The sequence below is a fragment of the Spirosoma knui genome (genome assembly GCF_054780635.1).
The window spans coordinates 158,958-172,889 of the sequence record NZ_BAAGVY010000013.1 but is presented as its reverse complement, the minus strand read 5'-3'; the positions used below and the strand labels follow the sequence as shown (position 1 = coordinate 172,889).

The 13,932-nt window shown below is 51.6% G+C and carries 8 protein-coding genes; 5 read left to right on the top strand and 3 right to left on the bottom strand.

Annotated elements, in window-relative coordinates; translation table 11 throughout:
• Positions 1 to 18: 18 nt before the first annotated feature.
• Positions 19 to 1,668 carry a D-alanine--D-alanine ligase family protein gene (locus ACYVIY_RS23640; protein WP_460978926.1) on the top strand — a complete coding sequence of 550 codons (1,650 nt, stop codon included), beginning with the start codon at positions 19 to 21 and terminating at the stop codon, positions 1,666 to 1,668.
• Between the two features lie 106 nt (positions 1,669 to 1,774).
• Here ACYVIY_RS23640 and ACYVIY_RS23635 read toward each other — a convergent pair whose 3' ends face one another.
• Both ACYVIY_RS23635 and ACYVIY_RS23630 read right to left on the bottom strand, forming a co-directional pair.
• Entirely contained in the window at positions 1,775 to 2,941 is a 1,167-nt protein-coding gene (locus ACYVIY_RS23635) for a DUF4249 domain-containing protein (RefSeq protein ID WP_460978925.1), read from the bottom strand.
• Between the two features lie 12 nt (positions 2,942 to 2,953).
• Complete coding sequence (locus tag ACYVIY_RS23630; protein ID WP_460978924.1) at positions 2,954 to 5,350, bottom strand: TonB-dependent receptor; 2,397 nt, start codon at positions 5,348 to 5,350, stop codon at positions 2,954 to 2,956.
• Positions 5,351 to 5,548: 198 nt separating this feature from the next.
• Here ACYVIY_RS23630 and ACYVIY_RS23625 point away from each other — a divergent pair, with 198 nt between their 5' ends.
• Both ACYVIY_RS23625 and ACYVIY_RS23620 read left to right on the top strand, forming a co-directional pair.
• Positions 5,549 to 6,820: a DUF4249 domain-containing protein gene (locus ACYVIY_RS23625; protein WP_460978923.1), complete on the top strand. Its 1,272-nt coding sequence runs from the start codon at positions 5,549 to 5,551 to the stop codon at positions 6,818 to 6,820.
• 10 nt (positions 6,821 to 6,830) lie between these two features.
• The gene (locus tag ACYVIY_RS23620; protein ID WP_460978922.1) at positions 6,831 to 8,063 is read left to right on the top strand and encodes a DUF4249 domain-containing protein; all 1,233 of its coding nucleotides are present in this window, start codon (positions 6,831 to 6,833) and stop codon (positions 8,061 to 8,063) included.
• A gap of 81 nt (positions 8,064 to 8,144) precedes the next feature.
• Here the strand turns inward: ACYVIY_RS23620 and ACYVIY_RS23615 are convergent, their stop codons facing one another.
• Positions 8,145 to 8,609, bottom strand: a complete 465-nt coding sequence (locus ACYVIY_RS23615; RefSeq protein WP_460978921.1) for a hypothetical protein — start codon at positions 8,607 to 8,609, stop codon at positions 8,145 to 8,147.
• 211 nt (positions 8,610 to 8,820) lie between these two features.
• Here ACYVIY_RS23615 and ACYVIY_RS23610 point away from each other — a divergent pair, with 211 nt between their 5' ends.
• Together ACYVIY_RS23610 and ACYVIY_RS23605 are read left to right on the top strand one after the other, a co-directional pair.
• Entirely contained in the window at positions 8,821 to 10,578 is a 1,758-nt protein-coding gene (locus tag ACYVIY_RS23610; RefSeq protein ID WP_460978920.1) for a phospho-sugar mutase, read from the top strand.
• A 193-nt stretch (positions 10,579 to 10,771) separates the two neighbouring features.
• Positions 10,772 to 13,930 (top strand): SusC/RagA family TonB-linked outer membrane protein, encoded by a 3,159-nt coding sequence (locus ACYVIY_RS23605; protein WP_460978918.1) that lies wholly within the window; start codon positions 10,772 to 10,774, stop codon positions 13,928 to 13,930.
• Positions 13,931 to 13,932 lie beyond the last annotated feature (2 nt).

Genomic DNA, 13,932 nt, shown 5'->3' with positions numbered 1-13,932 from the left:
CACTTATCTCTTCAATCAGTGAAAATAGGTATCTTCTTCGGTGGCCCGGCGCGCGAGCGCGAGGTATCGTTTGCCGGTGGTCGTACGGCCTTAGCCAATTTAGACAAAGGTTTGTTCGAGCCCGTATTAGTATTCGTCGACGGCCGTGGCGGGTTCCGGCTGGTTTCGCCAGCGTTTTTAGAGGCTCCTTCCCTACGCGATGCGCTGCCACAGGACAATTCAGGTTTCTCTGTCTATGATGAATCGCTCGACGTCGCTGCGCTCCATGCTACGTTACCTGAGTTACGTCCTGAACATTTCCGAAACCATTTCGAGATGGCATTTCTGGCCATGCACGGTCCTGACTGCGAAGATGGGGCTATACAAGGGTTATTAGAGTGGTACAAAATGCCGTATACAGGTCCGGGGTTGGTCGGATCGGCGGTTGGTATTAATAAGATTCTGCAAAATGAGCTGATCGCCCTGGCCACCGGGCAGCAAAAGAAAACAGCTACCATTAACCGCGACGCCTATGAGCGGTCTGACAAAGCCCAGTTTTTTCAGTCACTTACTGAACACCTCGGTTTACCAATCGTTGTAAAAGCCCCTCACCAGGGCTCGTCAATCGGCGTGGCTATTGTCCGCGAAGCTGACCTTGCCCAGTTTTGCCGGGCCGTTGAGCAGTGTTTCTTTACGATGAGCATCCAGCCCGATGGCTGGAGCAAACTCAGCGAATGGGCAGAACTGTCGACCGATGAGAAGCGCGAACTCGCTCAGAAAATGGTGAGCCTGGATTCCGGTATCAGCTTCCCGCTGGTGATCGAACAAACCGGCGAGGTGATCAAACACCCGAAGGATTTTGTTGAACGGCTGGATGCACTTTCGGCAAGTCAGCCCGTTACGTTGGCTTCGCTCAATGCGGAAGATGAGGTCCTATTTGAGGAGTTTATCAGTGGACAGGAGTTCTCCTGCGGAGTTATTCAGGATGACGACCAACGAGCGATTGCCTTGCCTCCAACGGAAATTTACAATGCTCTTTCCTTCGATTTCGAGACGAAATACAAGACAAATGTTGCCCGCAAGCGCATTCCGGTTGATACAAGTTTGGAGAATAACCGGAAGATACAGCTAGCCGTTGAGCAGGCATTCTCACGTTTGGGTATCAATGTGTATTCACGTATTGACGGATTCCTGACACCCAGTGGCCAGGTTTTACTACACGACCCGAACACCATTCCCGGCATGTCGCCCTCGTCGCTCATATTTAAACAAATGGCGGAGATTGGGTTGAACCTGTCGAACTCGCTAACGTACCTGATCCGTCAGTCGCTGCGGGAGCGCATTCGCACCGGAAAAGATACATTCCACTTAAAGCGTATGCTGGCCGACCTCGACGCGAAGCTGGCTGACCGCAAAGCGACCCCATTATCCGAACGTGTGGTTTCCTTTGGAACAAGTGACGAAGAGTGGGTAGCGGCTAAACAGCAATACAATGAGTTGGCCGCATCGGGCACGGTACGTCCGTCGCTGATGTATATTAAAGGCAAACAGGAATCGCACGAGATCCCCGTGCATATGCTATTCAAAGAAACCATTGAGGAGTTAGAAGCGGCACTCAACCAACCGCGCCACCCCTTGCTCCTGGAGACCTGCGAGCGAACGGCGCACATCACCGAACGTTACGTATAAATTTTTTAAACACGTTACAAGCCGACAGATTGGAAATCAGCCTCTAGTCTGTCAGCTTCGCGTATTCAGTGCCATCTATAGGATCAGTAATAAAGATTTATGCGTCCTAATCGCGCCAGCCTTCAGGTTTAAAGGGGGTTCGACTATTACTTGACACACATACCGCTAATGGGGGTCGATTCCGCTCAATAGAGGGTTCATTTGCAGGATTAAGTCCCCCGCTTAGAGCCTGAAAAAGGCCTGGGGCAAACCCCGTTGCATCACTCCGAGTCAGCCAATAACGGACCGATGACACCCCCGACACGGTGAAATAACCAATTACGGAATCACGGTTATCGGTCAAGTTGACAATATTGCCGACGAGAATGGCGGGTTGCGCACTAGCTACACCGCCGGAATTGCGGGTTTGATCATCAAGTTGTTTGTAATAGGTGTACGCGTTTCGCGTTAGCGACTCCTGTCGAATTTCGACTAAGCAGTGTTCTTTCGAGTAGAGAGGTACTTGAGCGATTCGCAAGGATGTAATTGGCCTACCATTGCTGAACTCATCACCGAATAACACCAGCTCATTGCCGTACAGGATTTCCCAGCACTTATTCCGACAATTGTAATCATAACGTGGAAAGGTAAAAGTTTCGTTTACGCAATCCTCTATGAGCTTACCTTCCGGACCTACCATCTGATACCGGCCCCCACTACAGCTACGGCACCACTCTTGCCGCTCCCAGTCGATCCATTGCCAGCGATAGTAGTTAGATTCGTCGGCCGGATCACTGAAGTCAACATAAAAATCATGGGCCGCAGGATAGCTGCCGAGTAATCGTTGAGTAGAGGAAAGGCTATTAGCGTTAAACTCAGCGCGTACTAATATTATTGGAGCAACAGGTAGTAAACGTTCTAAAGACGATTGATAGCTAACACCGTTGGCTAATGTAAAACGAAGCTGGTAGGTATGGCCTATTTCAGCTTTAAAATCCGCAGGTAATTGATACGTTCCATCCAGCGTTTCGTGGCATGCAATTCGCACAACGTAATCAACCACAACTTCAACGGTCGCCTTCGTCACGGGTGTAGAGCCAAAGCGCCCCGTGAGTCGGTCGGCCGTTGAGCGGTTGATGCGGATAAGCTGCGGTTCGGCCAGATTGGTGATCGTACCATCAACAACCAGAATATCATTAGTACCTGGTAACGTTTGATCGAATGAGTCAACACAGGCAGCCGGAATGAGCACCGTCACTAAACAAAGCAGTCCTAAAAAGAGCAACGAGCGCATATAGCTGGTGATTTACTTAAACTCGAAGTTATACGTTAGACTAGGGATGGGCGCGGCAAATATGGCGAGTCGATACGGGTTTGTTGCCTGCCCTTCGGTACGGTAATAGATCGAGTAGGCATTCTTCCGACCGTATAAGTTATATACCGTAAAGGTCCAGTGCCCCTGCCAGCGCCGGTTCTTTAGACTGGGATTGTATATGTTCCAGGCGAAGTCCAGCCGGTGGTAGTCGGGCAGTCGGTACTGGTTCCGTTCGTTGTAGTACGGATACGTGCGGCCCTGGTAGCGAATAAAGCCTTCTGGTGCGGTATAGGGTCGCCCGGTACTGTAGGAAAAATTGAACGAGAAGCTATGATGGCGCGTCTGGTTGATGTTCAGGCTGAAGTTGAAGCTATGGGGTCGGTCGTAGTTAGCCGCGTACCAGTCGCCCCCGTTGATGCGCTGCCGAAAGTTCGCGCCTTCGTCGACCTGGTTAAGGGTACGGGCATAGGTATAATTGATCCAGCCTGTCAACTCTCCTTTCTTTTTAGCCACCATCAGTTCCACGCCGTATGCCTTGCTTCGACCGGCCAGCAGTTGTGTTTCGGGGTATGGCTGCAACAGAAAATCAGCGCCCGGCTTGTAATCCAGTACGTGCTGGGTACTTCGCCAGTAGACTTCGGCTGAGACTTCAAAGATGTTGTTACGGCTATTGTGAAAATACCCCGCCGAAAAAAGCTGGCTGATCTGCGGTTGAATGTGGGCGTCGGCGGTCTTCCATCGGGCCGTAGGCAGGGGCGTCGTGGTGTTGGTAATGACCTGTAGGTACTGCCGCATCAGGTTATAGCCAAATTTGACCGACGAGTTTGCACCTAATGCGTAGCGCAGGCCAAGTCGGGGTTCCAGCCCACCGTATTGATACGCGACCCGCCCGGCACCATACTGTACCGAATCAATGATACTCGTTTCGTCGACGCCTTCTCCTGTCTGATAGCGCCGAACCGTGATGGGCCCCAGGTTCAGGAAATGGGAGTACCGCAGACCCGCCGAGACCGATAGGTTATCCGACACACTCCATTCGTCTTCGGCGTGCAGAGCCAGTTCAAGTGCGTTCTCAACGGGCGTTTTACGATAGTTGACGCTGGGACTACTCCCTGGCAGTAACTCCCCCGGATTGATCTGATAATGCGCTCCACTGATGCCGACCTCCAGCTTATGATTCGTCAGCTGATAATTCAGGTTCGACTTGATTTGGCGTTGCAACAGACTCTGCCGTAGGGCAACTTTATTATTCGTACTGTCTTCGATGGACAGAATGGTCGGTACGTACCGGGCAATTATGGCCGTGGTTTGTAGGTTCACCTGTGGCGTGAAGGCGTGAAACCAGCGCACCATCCCATTGGTCGTCTGGTGTTCATACTGAGTTCCCGTCGCATTCACATTGGCCAGACTACCCAGTAAGTTCGTCTGAAACAGATCCTGGCTGTAATAGCCCATGGCCGTTACGGTATTGCGCTCGTTGACGCGCCAGAATAGCTTGGCCGTACCATCGCCAAACTTGGCTCGAATGTCGTCGAAGCGGGGCGACACCAGCCGCAGCAGAAAGTCGTTGAAGGCTCCCCTACCCGACACCAGCAGCCCCAGTTTTCCCTTCACAATCGGCGTTTCTACCGTTAGCCGGTTTGCCACCAAACTGACCCCTCCACTGAGTCGGGTCTGATTCAGGTCCGGATTGCGCAGGTTGATATCGAGCACTGAAGCCGCCCGCCCGCCGTAACGGGCGGGTACGTTGCCTTTGTATAAATCCAGCCCCGCCACCGCATCGGGTGGAAACACCGAGAACAGCCCGAACATGTGGGTCGGGTTGAAAATAGGCGTATCGTCCATCAGAATCAGGTTCTGATCGGTGGTGCCGCCCCGGATGTTAACACCGTTAGCGGCCTCGCCCACACTGGTCACGCCCGGCAAGAGTTGTAGACTCCGCAGAATATCGGCTTCGCCCAGCGCAGCCGGCATGCGCTTTAACGTAGTGATATTAATCTGGCTCACGCCCAGCAGCGGCTGCCGAACATTGCGGTCATAGCCTTTGCTCGTAACAACAACTTCTTCCAATTGGCTGGCTACACTCGGCAGACGAATATCGAGGGACGTATTGCCGCGGATGCGAATCGACTGGCGGAAGGGCACATACCCCACATGCCGAACAACGATTACGTGCATGCCCGCTCTAAGATTGATGGAATAGGCGCCCGCAGCGTCGGTGTACGCCCCAGTTGTCGACTTCTCGTAGTTGATGACGACGGCCGCTCTACTTAGGGGCTGATTGGTAGTCGAATCACGAACCACACCAGAGAGGGTATAGGTGATCTGAGCGAAGCCAGTAGAAACAAGGAGAAAAAGAAACGTAGTAACGACTAATCGTTGATTCATGAAAAGAAAGGTAAGTGGGTGTAGGAATTGGCTTTAAGCTATGAGATGTTGGCGGTAGAATCAACTCATCAACGAGCGATTCAGGCCAGTAGATTAACTTGCTCAAAATCGCTTAAATATATCAACTATATCCTATTTTTACTTTAATCTACCATAGGTTACTAACCCCAGCCTACTCAACGGTTTCACTGATTGCCCATGCGCCTTCCGTTTACGCTTCTGCTAAGCTGTTTATCATTAGTAGTGCTCGCCCTGGCCTGTATCGATCCATTTATAGTTGACCTAACGGGTACGGTCGATGTGATTGTTGTGGACGGTATCGTCACCAATTTGGCCGAGCCCCAATTGATTACGCTTAATCGGTCAAGAGCCGACCCGCTAACAGGCCGATTTGGCAGCCTACCCATCACTAAGGCAGTAGTTGAAGTTATAGTTGATTCCAGTCAACGTGTTGCCGCCCACGAGACCGTAGACGGTACGTATCAGTTGCCCAGCGATTTTCGGGGGCAGATCGGCCATGCCTATCAACTTCGGATTACACTCAGCGATGGAAGACAGTATGTGTCTACCCAGCAAATTATGCCGGATGTGCCACCAATTGATAACCTATCGATTCGCTTTAACGCAACCGCCTTTCGACCCGGTCTGTATCCTAATGGTTTCCGGGCGGGTTATGATTGCTACGTAACGACAAAAGATCCCGTTGACCAGCGAAATTATTACCGTTGGGACTGGAAACTATGGGAGAAACAGCACTGGTGCCGCAGTTGTTATCAGGGCACCTACGTCGATTCGGTGCAGCAGGATTATATACAAAACGGTGTTCTCGTATCGGTTCGGAGAGCCGTGGAAGATTGTGTAGAACTTCCCAGGCAAGGAACACAAGCCAGCCAAGACATTTGGTTTGACTATCCCTGCCGATCTCAATGTTGGGATGTAATTCAAAATTACTACCTCAATATTTTTGATGACCAACTGGCCAATGGTGGGGCTGTCAATGGCCGTCAGATCGCTCAGGTGCCATTGCTGACCCGGCAACCCGCCCTGCTTGAACTACGACAGGCGGCACTGACGGCATCAGCTTATCAGTTTTATAAACTGTTACAGCAGCAAACGGAAAATGCGGGTGGACTAGCCGATACACCCCCAACGGCCATTGTTGGGAACGTAACGAATCTAGCTAATCCGCGAGAAGCCGTAGTGGGCTTTTTCACCGCTAGTTCGATTGCCACGGTTCGTCGCTTTATGGATAAAAAAGATGCTACCGTTCTTTCGTTTGGAGCCTATGATGATCAGGGGGGCATCATAAAAGAACCTGATGAACTCTTCTACGTTCAGACCCGCCGTAAACCGAGCCAGGGCCCCGAAGGAAATCCGTTTAAAGCAGGTGGGCCAAAGCGATTTATAACGGCTCCCTGCATACCCGGCAACAATCGCACCCCGTTCATCCCCGAAGGTTGGCCACAGTAAATTTCTGGATATGCGCTACTGGCTTCTGTTTGTTTTTCTTGTCTCGTCGCTAGCCTCCTGCGTGGACATCCTTGATCTGCGCTTGCGGGGCACGGTTGACGTAATTGTGGTCGATGGAACCATCACTAACCTGGCAGAGCCTCAAGTCATTCGACTCAATCGCTCTAAAGCCGATCCGCTCACGGGGCGATTCGGCAGCTTACCCATTACTAAGGCTACCGTTGAAGTTGTAATCGATTCCAGCCAACGCATTGCGGCACACGAGACCGTAAACGGTACGTATCAATTCCCCAGCGATTTCAGGGGGCAAATCGGCCATGCCTACCAGCTTCGCTTTACTCTCAGCGACGGCAGCCGTTACGTATCTACTCAACAGATAATGCAGCCCGTACCACCCGTCACCCATGTTTTGGCCCAATTCAACCCGGCCAGCTTTGTTAAGCCATTTGCCGACGGCGCTTACCGAGCCGGGCATGATATGTACCTGACTACGCAAGATCCCATTGACCAGCACAATTACTACCGGTGGGATTGGCGCCTGTTTGAGAGACAGGAATGGTGCCAGAGTTGCTATGAAGGTATCTATGCGGTTAATGAAATTCTGTATCCAATTAGCAGTTTTGCTTATAAATCAGGCACGAATCCCTTTGAAGACTGCTTCTTTCCACCCTCATCTTCTGAGGCCTATCAACAGGTTAAAAACGTACGATTCGATTATGAGTGCCGAACCCAATGCTGGGAGATCATACAGAATTACAGCTTGAATCTGTTCGATGATGCCTTGGCAAATGGTGGACTCATTAGCCAGCGTCTGGTTGCTCAGATTCCGTTTTATCAATACCGGCCTGCCCTGGTGGCGCTACGTCAGACATCACTAACCGCCGACGCTTACCGGTATTTCAGCTTATTTCAGCAGCAAACCCAGAACACCGGTGGGTTGGCCGATACTCCCCCTACAGCTTTAGTCGGCAACGTACGTAATGAGGCAAACGCACAGGAAAACGTAATCGGCTATTTCGCGGCCTCAGCCGTCGCGGAGGTACGTTACTGGCTGGATCGGAAAGATACGTATGGATCGGCACCTGGATTATTTTTGGCGTTAAATGGGCGAAACCCGGTTTCAGAACCACCTCCCCCATTTGGCCCCAGTTTTATCATCGACGGCCCTCCTCGCCCCCCAACGGCCGTTTGTCGGTTAAGCGACACTCGTACCCCTTTCAAGCCAGAAGGCTGGCGGGAGTAACGTTTGGAGTCACCTTCATAAGCTCAATAAAGTAGCAAGTAATTTATTTGCGAACATGCCGGTGTAATCTTTTGTAATAAGTTACTTCTTGGCTGAAATGACTATGCCTGCTGGAGAAGGAGTGTAAGTGCTTTTCGATGAGTCAGCAAGCGGAATGAGCAATCCTGCACTCACACTTCGCTCGTTTAAGGTATTCCCTTCTATAATCCCCTGATAACCGGAAGGAACATAATTATTAGCTGACAGTTGAAACTTACCATTGGTCTCACTGACACGAACGTCTTTCAGAAAACGGACAGGCAAGCCCTTCCGAGTATAAAATGTCCCTATTCTTACCGAATCCGGTCCCTTTCGGTCTACGACTATATAAAAATCACTGACTCCAATCTTATTGATACCGCTCAGGGAGTACAATGTATCTCCGAACACATTATAATACTGGACAATGTATTTGCCCGAAGCACGGGTAGCTACATCTAGAGGTTGCTCTTCCGATTGGCAACCAAGAAGTCCAAGTAGAGATAATAATGGGAACAGCTTATTCATATGAAGTTGAAAGTTTACTACAATAACGCTGATTACTTTTTTGATGTATAAGTAACTTTATCCTAAACCTAATTAAAAGTGACCATATCCATGGCTGTTTCACATACGAGGGCGGACAGGGCTAGCCGCCAATCTACCGTGCGGATTTGGCGGGCAATTAGGTAATCGTAATTTTGGCCGACAATCATTGACTTAATAATAACCCTTCAATATGACAACCACCTTTGATTCTGCCACTCAACAACGTATTGACCAGTGGCTGAGCGGTAATTACGATGCCGATACCAAAGAAGCCATTCAACACCTGCTCGATTCCGGTAATGTTACGGAGCTGACTGACTCGTTTTACCGCGACCTCGAATTTGGTACGGGCGGGCTGCGGGGCGTGGTCGGCGTAGGTTCCAACCGCATGAACCGCTACACCGTCGGAGCCGCTACCCAGGGCCTTTCTAACTACATCAATGCGGCTTTTCCGGGGCAGGACATTAGTGTGGCCATTGCCCACGACAGCCGCCGGATGAGTCCAGAGTTTGCCCAACTGGTGGCCGATATTTTTTCGGCCAATGGCATCAAAGTATATCTATTCAGCGCGTTACGTCCAACACCGGAGCTTTCCTTCGCCATTCGGCAGTTGGGTTGCCAGAGCGGCATTGTGGTCACGGCTTCGCACAATCCGCCTGAGTACAACGGCTACAAAGTGTATTGGAACGACGGCGCGCAGGTGGTGGCCCCACACGATAAGGCCATTATTGCCGAAGTGAATAAGATTACGTCCGTTGATGATATCAAGTTCGAAGGTGTTCCCGGAAAAATTCAGTTGATCGACGAAGAGATTGACGCGCCGTATATCGAACGGGTTAAATCGAATGCCGTTAATCCGGACGTGATTAAGCGCCAGGCTGATCTGAACATCGTTTACACGCCGATACACGGTACAGGCATTACGTTGGTGCCGCGCGCGCTGGAGGCCCTGGGCTTCACCAACGTTCATATCGTGGAAGAGCAGGCTACTCCCGACGGCAACTTCCCAACGGTTAAGTCGCCCAATCCTGAGGAGAAACCCGCCATGCAGCTGGCCCTCGATATGGCGCTGTCGTTGAACGCTGATCTGGTTATGGCCACCGATCCGGACGCCGACCGCGTTGGTGCCGGAGCCCGGAATCACCATGGCGAGTTTGAGCTGCTGAACGGAAACCAGATGGCCAGCCTGATTATCTACTACCTGCTCAACGCCTGGAAAGATGCGGGTAAACTGACTGGTAAAGAGTTCGTCGCCAAAACCATCGTGACAACGGATTTGATCGACCGGATGTGCGAACGCTACGGCGTTACGTGTTACAACACCCTGACGGGCTTTAAATACATTGCCGAAGTCATTCGTGAACTGGAAGGCAAAGAGCAGTTTATTGGCGGGGGCGAAGAAAGTTATGGCTACCTCATCGGCGACTTCGTGCGGGATAAAGATGCCATTGCTTCCTGCGCCATGATTGCGGAGTTGACCGCCTACGCCAAAGACAAGGGCCAGAGCCTGTTCGATATGCTCATGGCGATGTATCAGGAGAACGGATTCTATTACGAAGCCCTGGTTTCGCTGACCAAGAAAGGCAAAAGCGGAGCCGAAGAAATTCAGCAGATGATGGCCGATTTCCGGGCCAATCCGCCCAGAGAAATCGCGGGTTCGGCGGTGGTTCGGGTTGATGACTATAAAGCGTTAACCCGACTGGACCTAAGCAGCAATACCACTAGCCCCATCGAAGCAGGTAGTATGGGTATCGAATCTTCGAACGTCTTACAGTTCTTCACCGCCGATGGCACTAAGGTTTCGGCCCGCCCGTCGGGAACCGAGCCTAAGATCAAGTTCTACGTCAGCGTCCGCGAGCCGCTGGCTAGCAAGGAAGCGTTCGACGATACGTATGCTCAGCTAAAAGCAAAGGTTCAACGCGTTATTGAAGACCTTAATTTAAAATAATTTAAAAAGTCAGCACATAATTTTTAATATTTTATCTCACTGTGGCTCAACCGTTTATACACGGTTGAGCCTTTTTTGTGAACAAATTCAGCGTTTAGATTAAAAGAGGATTAATTAGAAGTTTGCCGGGGTTGACTTTAAGAAATGATGCACTGTGTATCAATAATAACATGTTCCATTAATCAACCTTACGATGAAAAACTATTTACAACGGACATTCCGCGCCATTCCGCTGCTTTTCCTGAGTTGGCTGTTATGCGTAGAGGGTATGGCCCAGGACCGTCGAATCTCCGGTCAGGTAAAAGACGAAACCGGAACCGGTTTGCCAGGTGTCAGCATTGTTCTAAAAGGCAGCACGCAGGGAACCACCAGCGATGCAGAAGGGAATTACACGGTAGCGGTTACGGGAGCGAATCCGGTTATTGTGTTTTCGTACGTGGGCTATTTATCGCAGGAAGTAGCCGTTGGCAGCCGAGCCACCATCGACGTATCGCTCAAGGCAGACGATAAAACCCTGGATGAGATTGTTGTCATTGGGTATGGTACCCAACGTAAATCAGATCTTACGGGTGCCGTTGCCACCGTAAAGCAGTCCCAATTGCTGGAACGGCCAGCCACATCGCTGAACCAGGCGCTATCGGGCCGGATGCCGGGCGTGCAGGTGAATACCAACTCCGGGCGGCCCGGCGGACGTAGCACCATCCGGATTCGGGGGTTCAGCTCGATCAACTCGTCGAACAACCCCTTGTACGTAGTAGACGGTGTGATGCTGCCCCAGGGCAACCAAAGCCAGTTTAGCTCGGCCATTGACTACATCAATCCGAATGATATTGTCTCGGTCGAAGTGCTCAAAGATGCTTCGTCAACGGCGATCTACGGAGCCCGAGGAGCCAATGGTGTCATTCTGGTAACTACCAAAAAAGGAAAGGCCGGCGAAGGTACCGTTACGTATAACGCCGATTTTAGCGTCAACACCATCGGTCCAAACCGGCCCCGGGTGCTGAACGCCCGCGAATATCTGGCGACGGAAGACCTGGCTTACGCAAATATTGCTAAATACGACCCAGCGGGTTGGGCGGCTGGTAAATACACGAACCTCGACCCCGTAGCCCGTCGCCGGAAGTTCAGCGCCGATCACCCCGGCGTGTTCGACGCTAACCTGAATCCGCTGTACGATACCGACTGGTTCAAAGAAACAACCCAGAACAAACTGTCGCAGAACCACCAGCTTGGCTTCAGCGGTGGCAATGAGCGCACTCAGTATTCGCTGTCGCTGGGCTACCGGAACGACGAAGGGCTCATCAAAACCTCGTACATGAAACGGTACTCCGGCCGGTTCACCATCGACGATCAGGTGAAGAAATGGCTGAAAGTGGGCGGTACGCTTAGCTACAACAACCAGTCTGAAAACCTGGTCGACATTAATGATGCCGTTGCCCGGCAGATTGTCGAGGATTTCCCGTTCCTGCCCGTAAAATACGCGGATGGTACGTACGCTAGCAACCGTGATTATCCGAGTGCTGAAGGCTCATTCAGTTCGATGCACCGGCTGATGGATCGGCGTTATATCCTGAACACGCAGACCACGCTGGGTAGCTTATACAGCAACATCAACATCGCTAAAGGGCTGGAGATGCGGACGGTATTGGGTGTGAACATCCTGACGCAGGAAAACAACGAGTCACAAACCCGCACTCTGAACCCTGGTCAGTTTGGGAACGCAGCCGGCCGGAATCAGAAAGAAACATTCTGGTCGCTTGAGAACTACCTGACCTACAACCGCAAAATCGGCGAAGACCATTCGTTCACGGGGCTGCTGGGTATTTCCTGGCAGGAAACCAACTTCTTCCGGATCAGCGCTACGGTGCAGAATTTCGCCACGGATTATTTCGGCTTCAACAACCTCGGAGCCGGGTCTACAAACCCACAGGTTCAATCAGAAGCGCGTCGCTTTGCGTTTAACTCGTATTTCGGACGTATCAACTACGGTTACAAAGACAAGTATCTGCTGACGGTAACGGGCCGGGCCGATGGTTCGTCTAAATTCGGGGAAAACCATAAGTTTGCGTTCTTCCCCTCGGCTGCTCTGGCCTGGCGCGTATCCGAAGAGGATTTCCTGAAAACGAATCCCATTATTTCTAACCTGAAACTACGTACCAGCTACGGTTTAACGGGTAACTCGGAGATTCCGCCGTATTCATCGCTGGCGCTGCTCAGCTCGAACTTTTCGACCATCTACAACGATACGCGCGTTGGCGGAACGGGTCTTGACCGGCTGGCGAACCCCGATCTGCGCTGGGAAAAAACGGCTCAAACCGACGTTGGGTTAGAAATCGGCCTATTCAAAGGGCGGGTATCGCTGGAAGCTGATTACTACTACCGGCTGACCACCGACATGCTGCTCGATGCGCCGGTGCCCCGCACCAGCGGCTACGGTACCATCCGTCGGAACGTTGGTTCGATGCAAAACGCCGGTTTCGAATTTGGCCTGAACACGGTGAACATAGACCGGGGTGGCTTTACCTGGAACACCTCGTTCAACATTTCGCTCAACCGTAACAAGGTTCTTTCGCTGGCTACCCCTTCGGACATCTTCAACGTGGGCGGTCCTAACTTCACAAACCCGACAAACATTATCCGCGTTGGAGAGCCGGTCGGTTCGTTTTGGGGCCTAACCCGCGTTGGTACCTGGAGTGAAGCTGAACGCGAAGAAGCGGCTAAGTTTACCAGCTATCGCAACAACCTGACCATCCTGCCCGGCGACATCAAGTATCTGGACGTAAACGGCGACAAGGCGATCACCGACGCCGATCGGAGCATCATCGGCAACGGCAGCCCGAAAGGCTGGGGTGCCCTGACCAACAACCTGCGTTACAAAAACTTCGATGCTACGCTTGAACTCCAGTTCATGTACGGCAACGACGTAATGCTGATGAACCTGCACGCCAGCGAAGACCGCCAGGCCCTGGCCAACAGCTATACGTCGGTCCTCAACGCCTGGACACCACAGAACCAGAATACGCCAATCGCCGAAGTTCGGGAAACCCGCGCGGGCTACGTAACCAACGTAGACAGCCACTGGATTAAAGACGGTTCGTTCCTGCGGGGTCGCAACCTGCTGTTCGGCTACACCCTCCCCAGCCAGGTTACCAACCGGATTAAAGTGAGCCGACTACGTTTCTACGCTACCGTTCAGAATTTCTTCCTGCTGGTAGACGATCCGATTGTGGGCGATCCGGAAGTAACCCCGACCAACCAGGGCAACGACAACAGCGCCTTCTCACAAGGGATGATCTGGCACAACTATCCAAAACCAACGACCTATATGTTGGGCCTCCAGCTTTCTCTATAATT

What these genes read in the sequence shown, in the direction of transcription:
- ACYVIY_RS23635 (WP_460978925.1), bottom strand. Translation starts at nt 2,941, where the DNA reads ATGCGCTCGTTGCTCTTTTTAGGACTGCTTTGTTTAGTGACGGTGCTC.
- ACYVIY_RS23630 (WP_460978924.1), bottom strand. Translation starts at nt 5,350, where the DNA reads ATGAATCAACGATTAGTCGTTACTACGTTTCTTTTTCTCCTTGTTTCT.
- ACYVIY_RS23625 (WP_460978923.1), top strand. Translation starts at nt 5,549, where the DNA reads ATGCGCCTTCCGTTTACGCTTCTGCTAAGCTGTTTATCATTAGTAGTG.
- ACYVIY_RS23620 (WP_460978922.1), top strand. Translation starts at nt 6,831, where the DNA reads ATGCGCTACTGGCTTCTGTTTGTTTTTCTTGTCTCGTCGCTAGCCTCC.
- ACYVIY_RS23615 (WP_460978921.1), bottom strand. Translation starts at nt 8,609, where the DNA reads ATGAATAAGCTGTTCCCATTATTATCTCTACTTGGACTTCTTGGTTGC.
- ACYVIY_RS23610 (WP_460978920.1), top strand. Translation starts at nt 8,821, where the DNA reads ATGACAACCACCTTTGATTCTGCCACTCAACAACGTATTGACCAGTGG.
- ACYVIY_RS23605 (WP_460978918.1), top strand. Translation starts at nt 10,772, where the DNA reads ATGAAAAACTATTTACAACGGACATTCCGCGCCATTCCGCTGCTTTTC.